Annotated in this window: 22 protein-coding genes; 4 read left to right on the top strand and 18 right to left on the bottom strand. The window is 66.1% G+C overall.

Annotation, left to right across the window (positions count from 1 at the left end; all coding sequences use genetic code 11):
• Window positions 1–7 precede the first annotated feature (7 nt).
• Complete coding sequence (gene glnA, locus ACTAQI_RS03290) at window positions 8–1,348, bottom strand: type I glutamate--ammonia ligase (RefSeq protein ID WP_141160830.1); 1,341 nt, start codon at window positions 1,346–1,348, stop codon at window positions 8–10.
• 278 nt (window positions 1,349–1,626) lie between these two features.
• On the opposite strand from glnA, the gene panB reads away from it, so the two are divergent.
• Entirely contained in the window at window positions 1,627–2,523 is an 897-nt protein-coding gene (gene panB, locus ACTAQI_RS03285) for a 3-methyl-2-oxobutanoate hydroxymethyltransferase (protein ID WP_457949536.1), read from the top strand.
• Between the two features lie 27 nt (window positions 2,524–2,550).
• Here panB and ACTAQI_RS03280 read toward each other — a convergent pair whose 3' ends face one another.
• Window positions 2,551–2,715 carry an SPOR domain-containing protein gene (locus ACTAQI_RS03280; RefSeq protein WP_457949535.1) on the bottom strand — a complete coding sequence of 55 codons (165 nt, stop codon included), beginning with the start codon at window positions 2,713–2,715 and terminating at the stop codon, window positions 2,551–2,553.
• A gap of 122 nt (window positions 2,716–2,837) precedes the next feature.
• Here ACTAQI_RS03280 and map point away from each other — a divergent pair, with 122 nt between their 5' ends.
• On the top strand, window positions 2,838–3,716 hold the full coding sequence (gene map, locus ACTAQI_RS03275; RefSeq protein ID WP_457949534.1) for a type I methionyl aminopeptidase: 879 nt from the start codon (window positions 2,838–2,840) through the stop codon (window positions 3,714–3,716).
• A 109-nt stretch (window positions 3,717–3,825) separates the two neighbouring features.
• Window positions 3,826–4,629 carry a polyphosphate--glucose phosphotransferase gene (gene ppgK / locus ACTAQI_RS03270; protein ID WP_043453142.1) on the top strand — a complete coding sequence of 268 codons (804 nt, stop codon included), beginning with the start codon at window positions 3,826–3,828 and terminating at the stop codon, window positions 4,627–4,629.
• A gap of 52 nt (window positions 4,630–4,681) precedes the next feature.
• Here the strand turns inward: ppgK and nrdR are convergent, their stop codons facing one another.
• From nrdR to ACTAQI_RS03255, 3 genes are all read right to left on the bottom strand, one after another.
• A complete protein-coding gene (nrdR, locus tag ACTAQI_RS03265) occupies window positions 4,682–5,185 on the bottom strand; it encodes a transcriptional regulator NrdR (protein WP_457949533.1) in 504 nt (167 codons plus the stop codon).
• A 137-nt stretch (window positions 5,186–5,322) separates the two neighbouring features.
• Window positions 5,323–6,696 carry a histidinol dehydrogenase gene (gene hisD / locus ACTAQI_RS03260; RefSeq protein ID WP_457949532.1) on the bottom strand — a complete coding sequence of 458 codons (1,374 nt, stop codon included), beginning with the start codon at window positions 6,694–6,696 and terminating at the stop codon, window positions 5,323–5,325.
• Window positions 6,697–6,700: 4 nt separating this feature from the next.
• Complete coding sequence (locus ACTAQI_RS03255) at window positions 6,701–7,234, bottom strand: hypothetical protein (protein WP_457949531.1); 534 nt, start codon at window positions 7,232–7,234, stop codon at window positions 6,701–6,703.
• A gap of 127 nt (window positions 7,235–7,361) precedes the next feature.
• On the opposite strand from ACTAQI_RS03255, the gene ACTAQI_RS03250 reads away from it, so the two are divergent.
• Window positions 7,362–7,862 carry a flavin reductase family protein gene (locus tag ACTAQI_RS03250; RefSeq protein ID WP_255175155.1) on the top strand — a complete coding sequence of 167 codons (501 nt, stop codon included), beginning with the start codon at window positions 7,362–7,364 and terminating at the stop codon, window positions 7,860–7,862.
• Window positions 7,863–7,934: 72 nt separating this feature from the next.
• Here ACTAQI_RS03250 and dnaE read toward each other — a convergent pair whose 3' ends face one another.
• The 13 genes from dnaE to ftsW all read right to left on the bottom strand — a co-directional run bounded on the left by dnaE (window position 7,935) and on the right by ftsW (window position 22,658).
• Window positions 7,935–11,492 (bottom strand): DNA polymerase III subunit alpha, encoded by a 3,558-nt coding sequence (gene dnaE / locus ACTAQI_RS03245; RefSeq protein ID WP_457949530.1) that lies wholly within the window; start codon window positions 11,490–11,492, stop codon window positions 7,935–7,937.
• A 49-nt stretch (window positions 11,493–11,541) separates the two neighbouring features.
• A complete protein-coding gene (locus ACTAQI_RS03240; protein WP_457949529.1) occupies window positions 11,542–12,468 on the bottom strand; it encodes an RluA family pseudouridine synthase in 927 nt (308 codons plus the stop codon).
• Entirely contained in the window at window positions 12,461–13,033 is a 573-nt protein-coding gene (gene lspA / locus ACTAQI_RS03235) for a signal peptidase II (RefSeq protein ID WP_457949528.1), read from the bottom strand. The genes ACTAQI_RS03240 and lspA overlap by 8 nt, the downstream gene beginning before the upstream one ends.
• Before the next feature lie 93 nt (window positions 13,034–13,126).
• Window positions 13,127–13,813: a DivIVA domain-containing protein gene (locus tag ACTAQI_RS03230; RefSeq protein WP_457949527.1), complete on the bottom strand. Its 687-nt coding sequence runs from the start codon at window positions 13,811–13,813 to the stop codon at window positions 13,127–13,129.
• A gap of 175 nt (window positions 13,814–13,988) precedes the next feature.
• Window positions 13,989–14,276, bottom strand: coding sequence for a YggT family protein (locus ACTAQI_RS03225; protein ID WP_387566320.1), 288 nt, complete (start codon window positions 14,274–14,276; stop codon window positions 13,989–13,991).
• A gap of 134 nt (window positions 14,277–14,410) precedes the next feature.
• The gene (locus ACTAQI_RS03220) at window positions 14,411–14,941 is read right to left on the bottom strand and encodes a cell division protein SepF (protein ID WP_142121297.1); all 531 of its coding nucleotides are present in this window, start codon (window positions 14,939–14,941) and stop codon (window positions 14,411–14,413) included.
• Between the two features lie 90 nt (window positions 14,942–15,031).
• Window positions 15,032–15,784, bottom strand: a complete 753-nt coding sequence (locus ACTAQI_RS03215; protein WP_457949526.1) for a YggS family pyridoxal phosphate-dependent enzyme — start codon at window positions 15,782–15,784, stop codon at window positions 15,032–15,034.
• Window positions 15,777–16,466, bottom strand: coding sequence for a peptidoglycan editing factor PgeF (gene pgeF / locus ACTAQI_RS03210; protein ID WP_457949525.1), 690 nt, complete (start codon window positions 16,464–16,466; stop codon window positions 15,777–15,779). The genes ACTAQI_RS03215 and pgeF overlap by 8 nt, the downstream gene beginning before the upstream one ends.
• An 8-nt stretch (window positions 16,467–16,474) precedes the next feature.
• Entirely contained in the window at window positions 16,475–17,728 is a 1,254-nt protein-coding gene (ftsZ, locus tag ACTAQI_RS03205) for a cell division protein FtsZ (protein WP_457949524.1), read from the bottom strand.
• A gap of 184 nt (window positions 17,729–17,912) precedes the next feature.
• The gene (locus tag ACTAQI_RS03200) at window positions 17,913–18,836 is read right to left on the bottom strand and encodes a cell division protein FtsQ/DivIB (protein WP_457949523.1); all 924 of its coding nucleotides are present in this window, start codon (window positions 18,834–18,836) and stop codon (window positions 17,913–17,915) included.
• Window positions 18,829–20,205 (bottom strand): UDP-N-acetylmuramate--L-alanine ligase, encoded by a 1,377-nt coding sequence (gene murC / locus ACTAQI_RS03195; RefSeq protein ID WP_457949522.1) that lies wholly within the window; start codon window positions 20,203–20,205, stop codon window positions 18,829–18,831. Before murC ends, ACTAQI_RS03200 begins: the two co-directional genes overlap by 8 nt.
• Window positions 20,202–21,302: an undecaprenyldiphospho-muramoylpentapeptide beta-N-acetylglucosaminyltransferase gene (murG, locus tag ACTAQI_RS03190; protein WP_457949521.1), complete on the bottom strand. Its 1,101-nt coding sequence runs from the start codon at window positions 21,300–21,302 to the stop codon at window positions 20,202–20,204. The genes murC and murG overlap by 4 nt, the downstream gene beginning before the upstream one ends.
• A gap of 6 nt (window positions 21,303–21,308) precedes the next feature.
• Window positions 21,309–22,658, bottom strand: coding sequence for a putative lipid II flippase FtsW (gene ftsW, locus ACTAQI_RS03185; RefSeq protein WP_457949520.1), 1,350 nt, complete (start codon window positions 22,656–22,658; stop codon window positions 21,309–21,311).

The following is a 22,658-nucleotide window of genomic DNA, read 5'->3' as shown; positions in this document are numbered from 1 at the left end:
CGGGCACCTAGAGGATGCCGAGGTTGCGCTGCAGCTCGTAGGGCGTCACCTGCAGCCGGTAGTCCTGCCATTCGGCACGCTTGTTGCGCAGGAAGTGCTCGTAGACCTGTTCGCCCAGGATCTGCGGCATCAGCTCCGAGTCCTCCATGGAGCGGATGGCGTCATGCAGGCTGGCCGGGAGCGGATCATGGCCCATGGCGCGGCGTTCCGCGGAGCTCAGCGACCAGACGTCGTCCTCGGCCGCGGCCGGAAGATCGTAGCCTTCCTCGATGCCCTTCAGCCCTGCACCGAGCAGGACGGCGTAGGCGAGGTACGGGTTGGCGGCGGAGTCGATGCCGCGGTACTCGATCCGGGCGGACTGGCCCTTGCCCGGCTTGTAGAGCGGCACGCGGACCAGCGCGGAGCGGTTGTTGTGGCCCCAGCTGAGGTAGCTGGGCGCCTCGCCGCCGCCCCACAGGCGCTTGTAGGAGTTGACGAACTGGTTGGTGACGGCGGTGAATTCCGGTGCGTGCTTCAGGATTCCGGCAATGAACTGCCGGGCCGTCTTGGACAGCTGGAACTCTGCTCCCGCCTCGAAGAACGCGTTGCTGTCACCCTCGAAGAGCGAGAAGTGGGTGTGCATGCCGGACCCCGGGTGGTCGGTGAACGGCTTGGGCATGAACGTGGCGTACGTGCCCTGCTGCAGTGCCACTTCCTTGATGACGGTGCGGAACGTCATGATGTTGTCGGCCGTCTGCAGGGCATCCGCGTAGCGGAGGTCGATTTCGTTCTGGCCGGGGCCGGCCTCGTGGTGGCTGAATTCCACGGAAATTCCCACGGACTCCAGCATGGTCACCGCGGTGCGGCGGAAGTCCTGGGCGACGCCGCCCGGCACGTGGTCAAAGTAGCCGCCCTCGTCAACCGGCACCGGCGCGCCGTTGGGACCCGGCTCGTGCGACTTGAGCAGGTAGAACTCGATCTCGGGGTGGGTGTAGCAGGTGAAGCCCATGTCTGCGGCCTTGGCAAGGGTCCGCTTGAGCACGTTGCGCGGATCGGCGGCGGAGGGCTCGCCGTCGGGGGTCAGGATGTCGCAGAACATCCTGGAGGTCTGTTCCGTCTCACCGCGCCATGGCAGGATCTGGAAGGTGGCGGGGTCCGGCTGGGCCAGCATGTCGGATTCGAAGACACGGGCCAGGCCCTCGATGGAGGACCCATCGAACCCGAGACCTTCCTCGAACGCTCCCTCGACTTCAGCCGGTGCCAGCGCAACGGACTTCAGCGAACCCACGACGTCGGTGAACCACAGGCGCACGAAACGTACGTCGCGCTCTTCGATTGTGCGCAGGACAAACTCTTGCTGGCGGTCCATGATGGCCTCTTCTCCGGTCAACGTCCATGCTCCGGGGTCCGCGCAAAGGGGAAAGCCGGCAGCAGTTCATCAACACTGTACTAAGCATTCGGCGCCGATGCTTGAGCCTGCGCCGTGCGTAACACAGCATTAACCTGGCGCACCGCCCAAGGCACCCCCAAGTACGGTTTCCGGCCGGCACAAGGCATCCCTAAAGGGGCGAAGCCTATGACGCTAATCACCTTTCCCCGGGATGGCCACGGTAGCTAGTACGGCGGGTACCGCACTACGCTCTTCCCATGGCCTCCAGCAACAGCTCCGACTCCAGCGCGTCCGCAGAAGTACCCGCCCCTTACGGCAGCGGCCCCGACGCTTCGGCTGCGGCCGCTGCCCAACGGAAGCCGGCGAAGGTCCGCATCCACCACCTGCAGCAGGCCAAGCGTGACGGCACACGGTTCGCCATGCTGACGGCCTACGAGCAGTACACGGCCGAAATATTCGACGCCGCCGGCATCGAAGTGCTCCTGGTTGGCGATTCTGCGTCCAACAACGTCTTTGGCAATGAGACAAGTCTTCCGGTGACCGTCGATGAGCTTCTCCCCTTGTGCCGGGCTGTGGCCAGGTCCGCCAAGCGGGCGCTGGTGGTGGCGGACCTGCCGTTCGGCAGTTACGAGGTCAGCGCCGGACAGGCCGTGGCCGCCGGTGTCCGGTTCCTGAAGGAAGGCCTTGCCCACGCGGTGAAGATCGAGGGCGGCCAGTACTACGCACCCACGGTCCGGGCCATGGTGCAGGCCGGCATTCCGGTGATGGCGCACATCGGCTTCACCCCGCAGAGCGAACACGCACTGGGCGGGTATCGCGTCCAGGGCCGCGGCGACGACGCCCAACGGCTGATCGACGACGCGCGGGCCCTCGAAGGGGCCGGTGCGTTCTGCGTGCTGATGGAGATGGTGCCGGCGGAGACTGCTGCGGCGGTTGACGCAGCAGTGGGCGTCCCCACGATTGGCATCGGTGCGGGGAACGCAACCACGGGCCAGGTCCTTGTGTGGCAGGACATGGCGGGGCTGCGGGGAGGCCGGATGGCCAAGTTCGTCAAGCAGTATGCGGACCTGCGCAGCACACTGCTCGACGCCGCCACCGCCTATGGCGACGACGTCCGGTCCGGCGCGTTCCCCGGACCGGAACATTCTTTCTAAGCCTGGCCGGACCAGCCGGCAAAGACGTCAGTCGTCGTCGCCCTTTTCCCAAGCCTCGTTGCGCGCCTTGACCTTCTCAATGGCGTGCTCCGCTTCGGCGCGGGTCTTGTAGGGCCCAATGAGCTGGCTCCAGTCCGACAGCCGGTCCTCTTCCACTTCGTGGGTATTGACGTTGAACCAGTATTCAGTCATCGTTGCTCCTCGTTCCGGCGGCAGGGAAAGCCGGGGGTGATCCACGTAACACAAACACTTACGCGTGCCCTCCGCCGCTTGTCGGTTGTTAGGCGTTCTGCGGTGCCTTATATGATCAATCTATGCCTTCCCTTGCCTCCACTGCACCCATTGGCACCCTCACCCCGGGTACCCTGAGTCCGCAGCGTTCCGTCCCGGCGTCCATCCCCCGTCCGGAGTACGTCGGCAAGCCGGCGCCCGCCAAATTCACCGGCTCCGAGGTCAAGTCCGCTGAGACCATCGAGAAGATCCGGATTGCCGGGAAGATCGCAGCGCAGGCCATCGTGGAAGTGGGCAAGCACATCCAGCCCGGTGTCACCACGGACGAACTGGACAAAGTGGGCCACGAATTCCTGCTGGACCACAAGGCCTACCCGTCCACGCTCGGTTACCGCGGATTCCCCAAGTCCCTGTGTTCGTCGCTGAACGAGGTCATCTGCCACGGCATTCCGGACAGCACCGTGGTCCGGGATGGTGACATTCTGAACATCGACATCACTGCCTACCTCAACGGCGTCCACGGCGACACCAACTACACCTTCCTGGTGGGGGACGTGGACGAGGAATCCCGGCTGCTGGTGGAGCGCACCCAGGAGTCACTGAACCGGGCCATCAAAGCGGTGGCGCCGGGACGTGAAATCAACGTCATTGGCCGCACCATCCAGTCCTATGCCAAGCGCTTTGGCTATGGCGTGGTGCGCGACTTTACCGGCCACGGGGTTGGCGAGGCATTCCACACCGGGCTCATCATTCCGCACTACGACGCCGCGCCTGCCTACAACAGGGTGATCGAGGCCGGAATGGTGTTCACCATCGAACCGATGCTCACGCTGGGCACCGTGGAGTGGGACATGTGGAGTGATGACTGGACCGTGGTCACACGGGACCGCAAGCGCACCGCCCAGTTCGAGCACACCCTGCTGGTCACCGAGACCGGCGCCGAAATCCTCACCCTGCCGTAGCCTGTTCCATGCCCGCAGGGCATGGCCACCGGTACACACCGGACACCTGTCACGGGCCGCCCAAAGCCGCCCCTTTTTCCTGCCAACCCCTGTCAAGAACGGAATCCCATTGGCCAAGAAGGACGAGAAGTCGCACAAGAACGCACCGCTGATCGGCATCGACATCGGTGGTACGGGCATCAAGGGCGGCATTGTCGACCTGAAGAAGGGCAAGCTCCTGGGCGAACGCTTCCGGGTGCCCACCCCGCAGCCTGCCACCCCCGAAGCCGTCGCCGAGGCCGTGGCCCTGGTGGTGGCAGAACTCTCAGCACGCCCCGAAGCCCCGGAAGCGGGCTCCCCCGTAGGCGTAACCTTCCCGGGGATCATCCAGCACGGCGTGGTCCACTCCGCTGCCAACGTGGACAAGAGCTGGCTGGATACGGACATTGACGCCCTCCTCACGGCCCGGCTTGGCCGGCCCGTGGAAGTCATCAACGACGCCGACGCCGCCGGCCTGGCAGAGGCCCGTTACGGTGCCGGCGCCGGAGTTTCCGGAACCGTCCTGGTGATCACCCTTGGCACCGGCATCGGCTCAGCCTTCATCTTCGACGGAAAGCTGGTCCCCAACGCAGAACTGGGCCACCTGGAAATTGACGGTTTCGACGCCGAATCGAAGGCGTCCGCCGTTGCCCGCGAACGGGACGGGCTGTCATGGGACGAATACAGCGTGCTCCTGCAGCGCTACTTCTCGCATGTGGAATTCCTGTTCTCACCGGAACTGTTCATCGTGGGCGGCGGGATCTCAAAGCGCGCCGACGAGTACCTTCCCAACCTCAAGCTCCGCACCCCGATCGTCCCCGCCGTCCTCCGCAATGAGGCAGGGATTGTGGGCGCCGCGCTGGAAATCGCGCTGAAGCACAAGCTGGCCAAGTAGGAGTGGTGCCGGTGGCGGCTGCGGCTTCCCCTCCGCTGCCGCCACCGGAGTTTTAGAGTGGGCTCTTCTCGGAGCTCTTTGCGGCGTTGGCCGGGCCCTTGGCGTCTTCCTCGGCCTCGTGGCGGAGCAGGGCTATGGCAGTCTCAAAATCCTCGAGGGACTCAAAGGCCTGGTACACGCTGGCGAAGCGAAGGTATGCCACCTCGTCGAGTTTCTGCAGTGGCCCCAGGATCACCAGGCCAACCTCGTGGGCCTCGATTTCAGCGGCCCCCGATGCGCGGATCTGTTCTTCGACTTCCTGCGCCAGCATGGCGAGGTCGTCCTCGCTCACGGGACGGCCCTGGCACGCCTTGCGCACGCCGTTGATCACCTTGCTGCGGCTGAAGGGCTCCCCCACGCCGGAACGCTTGATCACGGACAGGCTGGTGGTTTCCACCGTGGTAAACCGGCGGCCGCATTCAGGACACTGCCGGCGCCGGCGGATAGCCGAGCCGTCGTCTGTCATCCGGCTGTCCACCACGCGGGAATCAGGGTTGCGGCAGAACGGGCAGTACATGGCGTTCCCCCTTTTCGCTTGTGGTGTTCAACGGATTGGAAGCCACCAGCACCGCCGGGGGGCGATGCCGTGGCGTATCCCAGTTTACGGGCATATCTGGGGTAATAACAATCCTGTAATTACCATATGTAGTGGTATCAGCTATGACCCGGGAACCGGGCCGTGACGGCATCCCCGTGGGCCGGAAGATCCTCGGCCCGGGACAGGCTCACGATGTGTCCACTGACCTCAGCGAGGGCGTCCCGGCTGTAGTTGACCACCTGGATGGCGCGCAGGAAGGTGGTCACGTTCAAGCCCGACGAAAACGCGGCGGTGCCGCTGGTGGGCAGCACGTGGTTGGAACCGGCGCAGTAGTCGCCAAGGCTGACCGGGCTGTAGTCGCCCACGAAGATGGCACCCGCGTTCCGGATGCGTGAAGCCACGGCGGCAGCGTCCCGGGTCATGATTTCCAGGTGCTCTGCGGCGTAGGCGTCACACGCAGCGATGCCCTGCTCCAGGCCGTCCACCAGTACGACGCCGGACTGCGGACCGGACAGCGCCTCCTGCACCCTGGCGGAGTGCTTGGTTGCGGCGGCCTGCAGCGCCAGCTCCGCCCGCACGGCAGTGGCAAGGTCCTCGGAGTCGGTAATGAGGACCGACGCCGCCTTGGGATCGTGCTCCGCCTGGCTGAGCAGGTCGGCAGCAACCAGCGCGGGCTGGGCGGAACTGTCGGCCAGGATGGCGATCTCAGTGGTCCCTGCCTCGGAGTCGATGCCGACGACGCCCTTGACCAGTCGCTTGGCCGTGGCGACGAAGATGTTGCCGGGTCCGGTCACCACGTCCACGGGCTCCAGGGCCGGACCCGCCTCCGTGGCTTCGACGCCGTAGGCGAAGGCGGCGATGGCCTGGGCCCCGCCGATGGCGTAGACCTCGGTGATGCCCAGCAACGCTGCCGCCGCGAGGATGGTGGGGTGCGGGAGCCCGCCGAATTCCTTCTGGGGCGGCGAGGCCAGGGCAATGGACTCGACGCCTGCCGCCAGCGCCGGCACCACGTTCATGATCACCGACGACGGGTACACGGCGAGGCCGCCGGGAACGTACAGTCCCACGCGGGCCACAGGCACCCAGTTCTGGCTGACCACCGCACCGTCGCCCAGTTCAACGTCGACATTGCGGGGACGCTGCCCGTCAGCGAACTTCCGTGCGCGGCTGATGGATTCCTCCAGCGCAGCCCGCACGGCGGGCTCCAACTGGTCCAGCGCGGCGTCGATTGCCTCCTTGGGGACCAGCGGGTGCTCCTGCGCCACGCCGTCGAACCGCTCAGCCAGTTCCGCAAGTGCCGCGAAGCCGCGCTGGCGGACGGCGGCAATGATCTGCACGACCTTTTCCTCGGCATCCGCCACGGTCTGTCCCTTGGCGCGGGGCACCGCGGCACGCAGGGCCGCGAGCGTCAGGTTGCGGCCCCGAAGGTCAATGGTGCGGAAGTCGACGGCGGCTGTCACGGGGGCGGGAAACTCCGGGAATGTGGTCACTGCTCTATTTTACGGGGCTGTGCAGGCCTTCCGTTCCCGCGCGGGCGGCGTCCGGCTTCCTACCCCCAGCGCCCACCAGCTCCAGGACAAAGACCGACACGGCCGTGGCGGCGGGCCAGAGCAGCAGGACCGGCCACGCCCGCAGCGAGAAGGCGATGCTGGCATTTGCTGAGGTATCGACCGCCGGGCTCCAGAGCCTTCCCACGAGGACCCCTGTCCCCCAAGCCACCGCGCTGCCGGCCAGGGCACCTGCGAGGCCCGTCAGGAGCGCCGCCTGCGGGTCCGCACGCTTGCCGTCCGCCAGGAACACCGCCAACAGGCAGCCGGCCAGCACCAGGATGCCTGCGAGGGTGAGGTCACGCGGCAGCCACACCAGCGGGGCGGTGCCGGCCGCCAGGGCTGGGTCGCGGGTTATCAGGTTCAACCCGCCCGGTGCCAGGATCCACCAGAGGAGTCCCGCCGGAATGCCTGCTGCCGCCGGGACCAGGAGCAAAGACCATGGCAGCTGCCGCCTGGCGGGGCGGGCGAAGTTCGTCATGCAACACACCTTAACAAAGGTTCCTGCAAGGTCATCCTGCGTGCTGCTGCCGCCGCCGGTTTTCCGGCGCTGACCGCGGGCCAATACGCTTGGGGAAGGAGTTACGCCACTTAGTTCAGGAGTTCCGGTGACCGACAACAGCGAGCCGTTCGAGCAGACTTTCAAGGAGATGTTCCGCAGGCATGCAGCGGGCGTCGCCATCATCACCGTGAATTACCAGGATGAGCCCTACGGCTTTACCGCCACCTCGGTTGCGTCCCTGTCCGCCAAGCCGCCGCGCTTCACGTTCAACATGGCGCGCAGTTCCAGGTCGTGGCCAGCCGTGGCCAACACGCAGTACCTGGGCGTGCACATGCTGGGACTGGAGAACCAGGAGCTGGCGGCCCGCTTTGCCCGGCCCGGGAACCGCTTTGAAGGCAACCACTGGGAAATCGGCCCGCACGGTGTGCCCATCCTGAAGGACGTGGCCGGATGGCTGATCGGCGAGATCCAGATGCGGCTCTCCTTCGAGAACAACGCCGTCGTTGTGGTCCAGGTGGTGGACGGCCAGGTGGGCGGCGAGGGATCGCCCCTGCTGTACCACGGCGGCGCCTACGGGCAGCCCGTGCCGCTGGACTACGAGATCTGACGCCCACGGACCGGCATGCACAAACAGGCGGCCGACGGCGGGAGGGCATTCCCGCCGTCGGCCGCCTGTTGGTCAGGCGTCCAGGCAGGCAGGCCCCAGCAGGACCTTCAGGTCGCCGAACAGCGAGGGGCTGGGGTTCACCCGCAGGTGGACCGGCAGGCCCATGATTTCCGTCCGGGTATCACCCTGCAGGTGCAGCCGCACCTCCGAGTTGCCCCGGTGGGTGCGCAGCACATCCCCAAGCTCCGTGACCACGGCCTCGGTGGCCTTGTGGGTGGGCATGGTGATCACCAGGGGCCCGTGCAGCCCCTCACTGAGGTCCGGAACGGACAGCTCCATGCAGTTGAGCGTGATGGCACCGTCGTCGCGCTTTTGCAGCCGGCCCTTGACCACCACGATCAGGTCCTCGGCCAGCACGGAGGCGATGGGTCCGTACACCTGGCCGAAGAACATGACCTCGATGGACCCGCCGAGGTCCTCCACCTCGGCCCGGGCATAGGCGTTGCCGCTGGCTTTTGCGATGCGCCGGCTCAGCGAAGTGATCATGCCGGCGATGGTGATGATGGCCCCGTCCTGCGGGCCGTCCTCGCCCAGGATGGAGGTGATGCTCATCTCCGCGTGTTGGGCCAGGAGGCCCTCCAGGCCCTGCAGCGGGTGGTCGGATACGTACAGGCCCAGCATGTCCCGCTCGAAGGAAAGCTTGTCCTTCTTCTCCCACTCGGGCAGGTCCGGAATCTCGATGCTGAGGGAAGCCTCGGATTCAGCCTCCTCAAACCCGGCGAAGAGGTCGAACTGGCCAATGGCCTCGTTGCGCTTGAGGGTGATGACGGAGTCGATGGCCTCTTCGTGGATCATGGCCAGGGCCCGGCGGTGGTGGCCCAGTGAGTCGAAGGCGCCGGATTTGATCAGGGACTCAATGGTCCGCTTGTTGCAGACCACGGCCGGGACCTTCATCAGGTAGTCCTTGAATGAGGTGAACGCACCCTCGGTTTCCCGGGTGCTCACCATGGCTTCGACCGCGTTGACGCCCACGTTCCGGATGGCGCCCATGCCGAAGCGGATGTCGTTGCCCACCGGGGTGAAGTTGAGGGCGGACTCGTTGACGTCCGGCGGAAGCACCGTGATGCCCATGCGCCGGCACTCGTTGAGGTAGATGGCGGACTTGTCCTTGTCATCGCCCACCGAGGTCAGCAGGGCGGCCATGTATTCGGGCGCGTAGTGCGCCTTGAGGTACGCGGTCCAGTAGGAAATGACCCCGTACGCAGCCGAGTGGGCCTTATTGAAGGCGTAGTCGGAGAACGGCAGCAGGATGTCCCAGAGGGTCTTCACCGCTTCCATCGAGTAGCCGTTGTCCTGCATGCCCTGGGAGAAGCCTGCAAACTGCTTGTCCAGCTCGGACTTCTTCTTCTTGCCCATGGCACGGCGGAGGATGTCTGCCTGGCCCAGCGAGTACCCGGCCAGCTTCTGCGCCACGGCCATGACCTGCTCCTGGTACACAATCAGGCCATAGGTGCCCCCAAGGATCTCCTTGAGGGGTTCCTCCAGCTCCGGGTGGATGGGGATGACCTCCTGGATGCCGTTCTTGCGGAGGGCGTAGTCGGTATGGGCGTTGGCACCCATGGGGCCCGGCCGGTAGAGCGCCAGGACAGCGGAAATGTCTTCGAAGTTGTCAGGCTTCATGAGCTTGAGCAGCGACCGCATGGGGCCGCCGTCGAGCTGGAACACGCCCAGCGTGTCGCCGCGGGCCAGGAGCTCGTAGGACGGAGCGTCGTCCAGCTCAAGGTTTTCCAGGTCCAGGTCGATGCCGCGGTTCATCTTGATGTTCTCGAGGGCATCGGAAATGATCGTCAGGTTCCGGAGGCCCAGGAAGTCCATCTTGATCAGGCCAAGGCCCTCGGACGTGGGGTAGTCGAACTGGGTGATCACCTGGCCGTCCTGGAAACGGCGCATGATGGGGATGACCTCGATGATGGGGTCCGAGGACATGATCACGCCGGCGGCGTGCACGCCCCACTGGCGCTTCAGGCCTTCGATGCCCAAAGCCGTTTCGAAGACCTTGGCGGCCTCCGGGTCGGTGGCGATCAGCTGCCGGAAGTCCCCCGCCTCGCTGTAGCGCTTGGACTCGGGATTCTGGATGTCCGCCAACGGGATGTCCTTGGCCATCACGGCGGGCGGCAGGGCCTTGGTCAGCTGTTCGCCCATGCTGAAGGGGTAGCCAAGGACACGCGAGGAGTCCTTGAGGGCCTGCTTGGTCTTGATGGTGCCGTAGGTGACGATCATGGCCACGCGCTCGTCGCCATACTTGCGGGTCACGTAGTCGATGACCTCGGAGCGGCGCCGGTCATCGAAGTCAACGTCGAAGTCGGGCATGGAGACGCGGTCCGGGTTGAGGAACCGTTCGAAGATCAGCCCGTGGCGCAGGGGGTCGAGGTCGGTAATGCGCATGGCGTAGGCCACCATGGAGCCTGCACCGGAACCACGCCCCGGACCCACCCGGATGCCATTGTTCTTGGCCCAGTTGATGAAGTCGGCAACCACCAGGAAGTAGCCGGGGAAGCCCATGGAGGTGATGACGCCGAGCTCGTAGTCGGCCTGCTTGCGGACCTCGTCCGGGACGCCGCCCGGGTAGCGGTACTTCAGGCCCTTGTCCACCTCTTTGACCAGCCAGGAGGTCTCGTCCTCGCCGGGCGGGCAAGGGAAGCGCGGCATGAAGTTGGCGTCCGTGTTGAAGGACACCTCGCAGCGTTCGGCAATCAGCAGGGTGTTGTCGCACGCATCCGGGTGGTCACGGAAGAGCTCCCGCATTTCCTGCGGGGATTTCAGGTAGTAGCCGCTGCCGGAGAATGCGAACCGCGACCCGCCGTTGTCGTAGGTGGGTTCCAGCAGGGTGGAACCCGACTGGATGGCCAGCAGGGCCTCGTGCGCCTTGGCGTCGTGCTCGTGCGTGTAGTGGAGGTCGTTGGTGGCCACGAGCGGCAGGTTCAGGTCCTTGGCGAGCCGCAGCAGGTCGCCGGTGACCCGCCGTTCAATGTCCAGCCCGTGGTCCATCAGTTCGCAGAAGTAGTTTTCCGCTCCGAAGATGTCCCGGAACTCGGCCGCGGCCTCGAGTGCTTCGCGGTACTGGCCCAGCCGGAGCCTGGTCTGGACCTCGCCGGAGGGGCAGCCGGTGGTGGCGATGAGCCCTTCGGAGTAGGTGTTCAGCAGTTCCCGGTCCAGCCGGGGCCACTTGCCGAAGACCGAGTCGAGCGATGCGATGGAGGAGGCCCGGAAGAGGTTCCGCATGCCGACGTTGTTGTAGCTCAGGAGCGTCATGTGGGTGTAGGACCCGCCGCCGGAGACGTCGTCCTTGCGCTGGGATTCATCACCCCAACGCACACGCTCCTTGTCCGTCCGCGCGGTACCGGGCGTCACATAGGCTTCGACGCCAATGATCGGCTTGATGCCCTTATCCGTGGCTTTGCGCCAGAAGTCGAACGCGCCGAACAGATAACCGTGGTCTGTGGTGGCGAGGGCCGGCATGCCCAGTCGCTCGGTTTCGTCGAACAACTCCCCCAGGCGGGCAGCTCCATCCAGCATGGAATATTCGGTGTGGGTGTGCAGGTGGACAAACGAATCATTGCTGGAACTCACCGCACTATTCTAAGCGCTGCCCGTCTGCTGTCCTGCAAGGCGGTCCGTGTCAGGCCTGGCCCGATTCCAGCACTTCCAGAGCGTAGGCAAGGTCCTGCGGGTACTCGCTGGTGACCGTGACGCGCTCCCCTGTCACGGGGTGGTCAAACGCCAGTTGGCGGGCGTGCAGCCACTGCCGGGTAAGTCCCAGGGTGGCAGCCAGCCGGGGATCAGCGCCGTAGGTCAGGTCACCTGCGCAGGGGTGGCGGAGCGCGGAGAAGTGGACCCTGATCTGGTGCGTGCGGCCGGTTTCAAGGTGGACTTCCACAAGGCTGGCCTTGCCGAACGCCTCCAGGACCTCGTAATGGGTTACGGACGGGCGGCCGTCCTCGATCACGGCGAAACGCCAGTCGTGCCCCGGGTGGCGGCCGATGGGCGCGTCGATGGTTCCTGTCAAGGGATCCGGAAGGCCTTGCACCACCGCATGATAGACCTTGTCCACCGTGCGCTCCTTGAAGGCGCGCTTGAGGGCTGTGTAGGCCCGCTCGGACTTGGCTACCACCATCACCCCGGAGGTGCCGACGTCGAGGCGGTGAACGATGCCTGCCCGCTCGGGGGCGCCTGAGGTGGAGATGCGGTAACCGGCGGCTGCCAGGCCGCCCACCACGGTGGGCCCCACCCAGCCGGGTGAGGGATGGGCTGCCACGCCAACGGGTTTGTCGACGACGACGAAATCGTCATCGTCGAGCAGGATATTCAGGCCTTCCACAACTTCCTCCACGACTTCAAGCGGGTCCCGCCGTTCCGGGACAGTGACCTCGAGCGTGTCCCCGGCCACGAGTTTTGCGGACTTGCCCACTGCCTTGCCCCGGTTAAGCACGTGGCCCTCCGCCAGAAGTGACGCGGCGACGGAACGGGACACGCCCAGGATGCCGGCCAGGCCGGCATCCGCCCGCGCACCGCCGTACTCTTCGGCGACGACTATGCGGTCAGTCATGCCCGGGCTTGTCCCTGTGCGCGCTCCCCAGCCGGGTTCCATCCAGGGCGATCCCCCGGATGGTCAGGATGCAGATGATGGCGACGGCCGATACCACCGCGGAGTCCGCAATATTGAAGATGGCGAAGTTGGGAAATTGGATGAAGTCCACCACATGTCCCATGCCGAAGGACGGCTCACGGAAGAGCCGGTCGGTGAGATTGCCCAGGGCGCCGCCGAGCAGGAGGCCCAGGGCAAGGGACCACCAGGCGGAGCCCAACCGGCGGACCTGGAAAAGGATGGCGACGGCCACACCGGCCATGATGATGGAAAACACCCACGTGACGTTCTCGCCGATGGAAAATGCAGCGCCCGAGTTCCGGATGAAGTACCAGTGCAGCAGGGGCGGCAGCACAGGAATCCGCTCCCCTTCCACCATGGTGGAAGTAACCCAGAGTTTCGTCAGCTGGTCCAGGACATAGGCGAAGACCGCAAACCCCGCGAAGAGGGACAGCAGCACTACCCGGCGGGGGCGCGGTGATGGTGGGACAGGGCGTGCCGCATCGGCGGCAAGTTCGTCAGTCATGGTGCTTTCAATTCGTGAAACTGGGTGTCAATGCCAAAAGCCGGTGGCCGAGGAATCCTCAGCCACCGGCCTTCAGAATACGTGCTGCCAGACTTAGTTGGCTTCGCTGACTTCCGGGGTCGCCACGGAGCCGCGGGCATCGAGGTCGCGGAGCTGGCCCTCGATGTAGGCCTTCAGGCGTGAACGGTAATCGCGCTCGAAGCCGCGGAGCTGCTCCACCTTGCGTTCCAGGACGGAGCGCTGCTGCTCAAGGGCGCCGAGGATCTTGCGGGACTTCTCCTGGGCGTCGTTGACGAGGCTGCTGGCCTCGATCTGCGCCTCGGCGATGATCTTGTCCTTCTGGGCCTGGCCGTCTGCCACGTGGCGGTCGTGCATCTGCTGTGCCATTGCCAGCAGGCCGGCAGCGGATTCAGCGGAAGCGGTGGCAGCAGCGGCGGGCGCAGCCGGTGCGGCGGCAGCAGGGGCGGCCGGCTGGACGTCCTTCTTCTTGTTGGCTTCGGCAGCCTTCGCCTCGGCCTCTGCCTTCTCGCGGGCCTCGTCCTTGTCGGCCTTGACCGGCGCGGGGACCTTCTCCACCACGGGGGCGGCGGCGGAGCTTGCCGGAACGCTGGAACCTGCCTCGGCCAGCTTCTTGCGGAGCTCGTCGTTTTCCTGGTTCAGGCGGCGGAGTTCAACGACAATTTCGTCCAGGAAGTCGTCAACTTCGTCCTGGTCATAGCCCTCGCGGAACTTGGTGGGCTGAAAGCGCTTGTTGACAACGTCTTCTGGCGTCAAAGCCATCTGGTCACCTCACTGGTCTGGTTAGTCAGTAGGCCTTCCGGCCGTCAAAACTAAGGTACCTAAATTTGGTCTGCTTACTCTAATTCAACACTGCGGTGTCAAACGGGAGGTTTCTTCGCTTTACAGTAGCCGTTCCGCAAGGGATCACACTGCATTGCGGGGGTTGGTCGGTAAATCAGGCCAGTCCCCTGGTGACGTTCATCGCGATGCTGACGCCGATGAACAGGATCAGGAAGCCCAGGTCCAGGGAGACGCCGCCGAGGCGGAGCGGCGGGATCAGCCGCCGCAGCCCCTTGAGGGGCGGATCCGTGATGGAGTAGACGGCGTGCGCCACTACCAGGGCAGCGCCGCGGGGACGCCATTCCCTGGCAAACATCTGTACCCAGTCGAACACCAGGCGGATGATGAGGGCTACGAAGAACAGCAGCAGGGCGAGATAGAGAAGTCCGAAAACAATTCCCATGACTTATTTCATATCTCCATATTCGTGCGGCCTGCCGTTGCGGTGGCCGCTGTCGTACCGCTGTTGTCTTGTCTATTTCAGCACAGATGCCAGACAGGTGTCCCTGCCTGGCATCTCCCGTACAGTCTTTTCGCTTAGCTTTGGTTGAAGAAGCTGGCCTGTGTGTCGCTGGCCTTCTTGTCGTCACCGATCACTTCGACGTAGGACGGTGAGAGCAGGAACACCTTGTTGGTGACCCGCTCGATGCTTCCCCGCAGGCCAAAGACGAGCCCTGCCGAGAAGTCCACCAGGCGCTTGGCATCCGCCTCGCCCATGTCCGTGACGTTCATGATCACCGGAATGCCGTCCCGGAAGCTCTCGCCAATGAGCTTGGCATCATTGTAGGAGCGCGGGTGGATGGTGGTGATCTGGCGCAGACCGGTGTTCTCTTCGCGGCTTGAGGCCGCACGCTTTATGGGGGTCACAGGGGCGCGGTATTCCTCTTCAGGGGCGTAGGACGCCTCGCGGCTGACTTCGCGGACCGGCGCCGGAGCACGGCGTTCCTCGCGGTCAACTTCCATCGGTTCGTCCTCATCCTTACGTGTGGTCTGTTGCTCGGACTCGTAATGCTCATCGCCGTCGGCGAGCCCAAGATAGATCATTGTCTTGCGCAGAGCGCCGGCCATGGTCGACTCCTAATCGTGTCCCGTAAGCGGGCCGCCCAATGATTTGACAGCACTGGAGTCCCCCGCCCATCACTTCCAATAGGTCCGACGCTACCCCACGGCGGGACGGGAACCGAGAATATCGGAACCGATTCGCAGGTGTGTCGCTCCGAACTTGATGGCGGCCTCCAGGTCCTGGCTCATGCCTGCCGAAATGCCCCCGGCGCCGGGGTAGCCTGCCACCAGCCGGGCGGAAACCCCGGCCAGCTTTTCGAACGCCGGCTCCGGCGGCGCGCCCAGCGGCGCAACGGCCATGACGCCGGCCAGGTTCAGGACGTCCGACCCGGCGATCCGCTCTGCCAGGATGGACACGTCGCCGGGGGCTGCCCCGCCGCGGTGTGTGCCGCCGTCGTCCTCAAGGCTCACCTGGATGAAACAGTCCAGCGGCGCACGGCCACTGGAGTCGATCTCGTTCCGTACCGCCTTTGCCAGGGCATCCACGAGCTGCGGCCGGTCCACCGAGTGGACCGCGGCAGCGTAGCGCGCCACGGACTTGGCCTTCTTTGTCTGCAGCTGGCCCACAAAGTGCCACGTCAGGGCAAGATCGGCCAGCTCGAGCGCTTTGGCCGCGGCCTCCTGGTCCCGGTTCTCGCCCACGTCGGTAACCCCGAGTGCGGCCAGCCGCCGGATGTCCTCTGCCGGGTGGAACTTGGTGACCACGATCAGCGAGGGCAGGCGGTCCCCGCGGCCGGCGCTTTCGGCTGCCCTGGCAATACGCTTCCGCACGGCGGCAAGCCTGTCGGCGAGTTCTGTGCTGCGGGGATCATCCCTGTGGTCCTGCCCGCTGCCTGGCGGCTCAGTCATGGCACCAGACCAGCCCGGCGAAACGGCCCGTATTGCGATCCCTGCGGTACGAATAGAGCGTTTCCGTCTCAAGGGTGCAGGCACCGGCGTACTCAACCGCCACCCCGGCAGCCTCAAGCTGGGCCCGCGCACCGGCGGGAAGGTCCAGGGCGGGCGTTCCCCACGTGGTGGTGCTCCGCGTTGCCGGAACCAGGGCCGCCACCTCGTCGCGCAAGGCGGCGGGGACTTCGTAGCAGGACCCGCAGATTGACGGCCCCAGCCAGGCCCGGATCCGGGAGGCACCGAGAAACTTCATCCTGTCCACAGCGGCCGGGAGGACCCCGTTTGCGATGCCGGGGCGGCCGGCGTGCACGGCGGCAAGGACCGGTCCGTTCCCGGACTCCCCCGCCAACAGCACGGGAATGCAGTCCGCCACCATGACAGCCAGCGGCAGGCCGCGGGACACCATGGCGTCGGCTTCAGGGGCAGGTGTTTCCGCGTCCATCATGGCCACGGTGGTGCCGTGGACCTGGTTCATGAACCGCAGCGAGCCGGACCCCGCGCCGATGGACTGCTCCAGGCGTGCCCGTCGCTCCATGACTGCGGCGGGATGGTCCCCCACATGCAGGGCAAGGTTTCCCGCACGCACATCGGTGAATGCGGCCGACACCCCTGGCAGGATGTCGGCGCGCCAATGGAACAATCCGCTGCCTACTTCAGGAAGTCGGGAACATCCAGGTCATCCGGGTGGGTTCCGGTCAGGTCCGGCTCCACCACGGAGGGCAGGTCGACGTCGAAGCCCGAGTCAGCGGGGACTGCCGTGGGACGCTGCTGCCCCCAGTTGCTCAGGCCTGCGGCACCGACGCCGGCGTGGATCGGCTGGACGTTCTGCTGGTGGTTTCCGTTGCCCTGGTGGTTTCCGCTTTGGGGGTGCGCCGAGGCGGGAGCGGCGGCAGGGGCGGCGGGCCGCTGGGGGGCGACCTGCGGCTGGGACTGGTCCATGGAGGGCGAGGTGGCCTTGACGTCGTCAAAGCCGGCGGCGATCACGGTGACGCGCGCTTCGTCGCCAAGGGCGTCGTCAATCACTGCACCGAAGATGATGTTGGCCTCGGGGTGCGCCACTTCCTGGACCAGCCGGGCGGCCTCGTTGATTTCAAACAGGCCAAGGTCCGAGCCACCCTGGATGGACAGCAACACGCCGTGGGCGCCATCGATGGATGCTTCCAGCAGCGGCGAGGCGATGGCCAGTTCGGCGGCCTTGACCGCGCGGTCTTCACCCCGGGCGGAACCGATGCCCATGAGGGCCGAGCCAGCGCCCTGCATGACGGACTTGACGTCCGCGAAGTCAAGGTTGATCAGGCCCGGCGTGGTGATGAGGTCGGTGATGCCCTGGACGCCGGACAGCAGGACCTGGTCCGCGGAGCGGAATGCGTCAAGGACGGACACGTTGCGGTCGCTGATGGAGAGCAGGCGGTCGTTGGGGATCACGATCAGGGTGTCCACCTCGTCGCGCAGGGCATCGATGCCCGCCTCGGCGGAACCGGCACGGCGGCGGCCTTCGAAGGTGAAGGGGCGGGTGACCACGCCAATGGTCAGGGCACCGAGCGAGCGTGCGATCCGGGCGACGACGGGTGCGCCGCCGGTGCCCGTGCCGCCGCCTTCGCCGGCGGTCACGAAGACCATGTCGGCGCCGCGGAGGACTTCCTCGATCTCGTCCGCGTGGTCCTCGGCAGCCTGCTTGCCTACCTCAGGATTGGCGCCGGCACCCAGGCCGCGGGTCAGTTCGCGTCCGACGTCGAGCTTCACGTCGGCGTCGCTCATCAGCAGGGCCTGGGCGTCGGTGTTGATGGCGATGAATTCAACACCCCTGAGGCCGACCTCGATCATGCGGTTGACTGCGTTCACGCCACCGCCGCCGATGCCGACGACTTTGATGACGGCCAAGTAATTCTGCGGAGCTGCCACGTTACGTGTCCCTTGTTCGTGTCTTATTGCGAAAACTGATGGAGAGCTTGAAGCCTGAAACCTTAACCTTCGAGTTGAAGGTTATAGTTATGTCAAGTAACTCTTGTCTGTGACGGTATTTCCTCTGGTTCACACATTCAATAACCGGGTCCGCGTGTCGGATTAATACCGGGAAAGAAAGCGCTCAGCGCGTCACGGGGTGCCGGGGCACACTGACATCGTAGACCCTGACCGGGTTCTTGGGATCCGCCGGAGCCTTCAGGAGGGCAGCCAGGACCTTGGCCTTGAGCTCTTTCTCCGAGGCGTTGCCCCACACGATCGTCTGGCCGTCCACGAGCTTGAGTTCAACGGCGTCCACGGACTGCGCGGACGCATTGGACAACTTCGCCAGGACGTCGGCAGGCAGGGCACCAAGCACTGCCGCGGTGGCGCGGAACAGGTCCTGGCCGATCGCGCCGGCCCCGCCGTCGCTGACGGGCAGCGACGCCGACGCCGGGTCATCGGTAGTTGCCAGCTGGACGCCGTCGACGTCCACCAGCTGGTACTGCTCCCCCTGCTTGACCAGGGCCACCGGCACACGCTCATGCACGGCGACGGCAAGGGTGGACGGCGGCCGCGCCTCAACGGAGACGGATTTGACCTGGACCAGGGAGCCGAGGAGTCCACGGACGTCGTCGTCGCTGATCTGGGGCAGCGGCTTGCCGCGCAGGGGCTCCAGAGCGGCCTGCACCTGGGCGGGGGTGACAAACCGCGTGCCCGTTACGGCGATGGTCTGCAGGGCGAGGACCGGTGAGTAGACGGCGGCCGCCAGCAGCCCCGCCACCAGCACAAGTACTGTTCCTACGGCGAGCAGGACCCTTTTCCTGCGGCGCCGGCCTTTTGGTTCCGGGAATGCCAGCACTGTTGCCCCGGAAGGTTTCTGCGCTTGGGCAGGCTTTTGCGCCGCCTGCTCAGGGACGCTGCGGGATGCCGTGATCACGTCACCACCGGCGGCGCCGACCGGGGTTCCGGACGAGGGCGCCGCTGCCTCCGCATTGTTGGCAGGCGATGCGTCCTGGCGGCCATTCCGCCTGGGCGGGGCGTAGGTGGGACGGCGGGAGCTAGGCACGCAGCGCCTCCACGATCAGCGGGCCGTAGGCCGTGACGTCGCCTGCGCCAACGGTGAGGACTACGTCCCCGTCGGCGGCGGTTTTTACCAGGGCTTCGACGGCGTCATCCGCACCCACCAGCCGTCCGCCTTCTTTGAGGTGGTCGGCGATGAGCTGGCTGGTCACGCCAGGAATGGGGTCCTCCCGGGCAGGGTAGATGTCCAGGACCAGGGCGGTATCGGCAAGGTTGAGGGCGTCCGCGAACTGGGCCGCGAACTCGCGGGTGCGGGAAAACAAGTGCGGCTGGAACAGGACGTGGACCCTGTGGCCGCCCGCCACTGAGCGGGCTGCGGTGAGGGCGGCACGGACCTCCGTGGGGTGGTGGGCATAGTCGTCGAAGACCCTGACGCCCCGAGCCGAGCCCTTGAGTTCGAAGCGGCGCGACGCGCCGGAGAAGTGGGCCAGGCCGGCGGCGGCCGCCGCCGGGTCCACGCCCAGTTCAAGGGCCACGGCAAAGGCGGCTGCCGCGTTCAGGGCGTTGTGGCGCCCCGGAACCTGCAGCGACAACCCGTACCGGGCACCGTCTGCAGACACGGCAACGTGGCCGGGTCCGTCGTCGTACAGCCTGACGTCCGCCGCCTCATGGGTGCCGTACAGGACTACCCGGGTGTTGCCCCTCGTCCTGGTCCGGTCCGCCAGGGCCAGCGCCCCGGCGTCGTCCGCGCAGGCCACCAGGAGGCCGTCCGCGGGCAGCAGCGCAGTGAAACGGTCGAAGGACTCGTACACGGCTTCAGCGGTGCCGTAGTAGTCAAGATGGTCAGGCTCCACGTTGGTGACGACGGCGATGCGGGGCCGGTAGTTCAGGAAGGACCCGTCGGATTCGTCCGCCTCAGCGACGAAGATGCCGGACGTGCCGTGGGCGGCGTTGACGCCAAGCGCGGGGATGTTGGCGCCCACCGCGAACGACGGGTCCAGGCCCGCCGCCTGCAGCAGCACGGTGACCATGGACGTGGTGGTTGACTTGCCATGCGTTCCGGCCACAGTGACCACGGTGTCATCGCCCATGGTGGCTGCCAGCGCCTGGGACCGGTGCAGCACCGGGAGCCCTGCCTGGCGCGCGGCCGCCAGCTCGGGGTTGTCCTCCCGGATCGCCGAACCTGCAACCACGGTCTGCGCGTCCGCCAGGTTGGCGGCGGCGTAACCGACGGCGATGCGCGCACCGGACGCGGCAAGGTCCGCCATGACGGGGAGGTCTTTTGCGTCGGAGCCGCTGACCGGGACTCCGCGCGCCACCATGATGCGGGCCACGGCGGACATTCCTACTCCCCCGATGCCGATGAAGTGCACCTTTCCGAGGGATTCCAGGCGCGGGGTGTTGTGGGGGCTCATGCAGATACCGCTTCCAGGACAAGACCAGCCATGCGCTGGTCGGCGTTTCGGATACCGAGCCGGTAGGACTTGGCTTCCATGGCGGCCAGCCGGGCTTTATCGGTGATCAGCGGCACCAGCTCGCGGGCAACCCATTCCGGGGTGAAATCGCGGTCGGCCACCAGCACTGCGCCGCCTGCGGCAACCAGGGCCGCCGCGTTCAGCGCCTGCTCACCGTTGCCGATGGGCAGGGGCACCAGGACCGCCGGGACGCCCACGGCCGCAACCTCGCAAACCGTGGCAGCCCCGGACCGCGCCAGGAGGAGGTCGGCCGCGGCGTACGCTCGTTCCATGCCGTCGATGTACTCCACCTGCCGGTAGCCCTCAGCGGCGAGGGGCTGGCCGGTCTGGTCCAGGACGGTCTTTCCGCGGCCGGTGACGTGGAGGGTCTGGATACCGGCCTCCGCGAGCAGGGCCACGGACGCGGCGATGGTCCGGTTGATGCTCTGCGCGCCGGAGGACCCGCCGGTGACGATCAGGGTGGGCTGATGTGGATCCAGTCCCAGGGCCTCGCGGGCGGCGCTTCGTGCACTCTTCCTGTCGAGGCCGGAAATCTCCTTGCGCATGGGCATGCCCACGTGCACGGCGTTGCGGAGCGGGGTGTCCTCGAATGCCACGGCGACCCGGCCTTTCAGGAAGGCCCCCACACGGTTGGCCAGTCCCGGGCGGGCGTTGGCTTCATGGATCACCAGCGGAATGCCGCGCTTCCGCGCCGCAAGGTACATGGGCGTGCAGACGTAACCGCCAACGCCCACCAGCACATCGGCCTGTGCCTGGTCCAGGATGGCACCGGCCTGCCGGACCGCACCGGCCAGCCGGGCCGGCAGGCGGAACAGGTCTCCGGACGGCTTGCGCGGGAAAGGCACACGGTCGATCGTGGCCAGCTGGACGCCGGCGGCGGGAACCAGCCGGGTTTCCATTCCCGAGGGCGTACCGACCGCCAGGATCGAGGCATCCGGGGCTTCGCTGCGGAGGGCGGCGGCGATGGCGAGCAACGGGCTGATATGGCCCGCTGTTCCGCCACCGGCCAGGACGATGGAAGGTTGTGTCGCAGTCATCTGGGGTTAGGCACGCTTTCTGGAATTCTTTGGTTGGTTCTTGTCCCGTCCGGGCCGGGCCTTGAACTTCAGCATCCGCTTGGGCCGCATGGCAGGAGCCATCTGCTCCCGCGCCAGCGAGAGGACCACCCCAACGGCACACAGTGACATCAGCAGGGCCGATCCGCCATAGGAAATGAACGGCAGCGGCACGCCGATGACGGGCATCAGGCCAGTGACAACGGACATATTGACGGTGGCCTGGCCCAGCAGCCAGACCATGATGCTGCCGGCCAGGACCCGGTGGAACATGTCCTCCTGCGCCACCACCACGCGGTAGATGGCAGCACCAAGGATGGCGAAGAGGACCAGGACGACGACGGTACCCACCAGGCCGAGTTCCTCACCGATGATGGCGAAGATGAAGTCGTTGTGGGCTTCGGGGATCCAGCTGTACTTTTGCCGGCTCTGCCCCAGGCCCACCCCCAGCCAGCCTCCCGATGCAAGGCCGTACATGCCGTTGGTGGCCTGGTAGTTGGCGTCGATGCCGTCGGCGCATGACTGGCCGGTCCACCAGGAGGTGATGCGGCACATGCGGTTCGAACTGGTGACGGCCATGACGGCGGTGCCGGCGGCGGCGATGCTGCCTGCGATGCCGAAGAGGTAGAGCGGAACGCCTGCGAAAAACAGGGCCGCCGCCATGATCATCATGATGATCATGGCTGTGCCAAGGTCGTTGCCCACCAGGATCAGCACGATGACGATGGCCGCCATGGGAACGGCGGGTACCAGCACATGCTGCCACCGGTTGAGCAGCTTGCCCTTCCTGGCCAGCACCGTGGCCAGCCACAGGGCGAGGGCCAGCTTGGCAGCCTCGGAGGGCTGGAAGGTGATCCCGCCCAGGTCGATCCAGTTCCGGTTGCCGTTGATCTCGTCGCCCACCACCTGGACCAGGCCCAGGAGGAGCACGGCAACCCCCACGGCCGGCCACGCGAGCCGCTTCAGCCAAACGACGTTGACCCTCGAAAGCACGAACATGGTGAAGATGCCGATCGCGGCGAAAACGCCCTGCTTCAGGGCATCGCCGTAGGGGGACTTCCCGGCGGCGATCGACTCAACGCTGGAGGCGGAAAGGACCATCATGATTCCAATAGCCGTCAAGGCCAGGGTGGCGCCAAGGATGAGGTAGTAGGTGGAGCCGTTCCGGGACGTGCCCGTGCCCTCCAGTGCTGACCAGAACCGGCGGTACATGCTGCGCAGTTTCGCGCCGGCCGCAGCAGGCTGCCGGACGGCGGTGGAGCCGGGGCGTGGTTTGGCGCCCTGGGATTTATCACCCCGGGGCTTGCCACCCTGCTGCCGGGTGGGCGTGCTGACCAT

The sequence above is a fragment of the Pseudarthrobacter sp. alpha12b genome (assembly GCF_054130495.1).
Note: the sequence above shows the minus strand (reverse complement) of the source record. Positions and strands in the feature narration are given on the sequence as shown.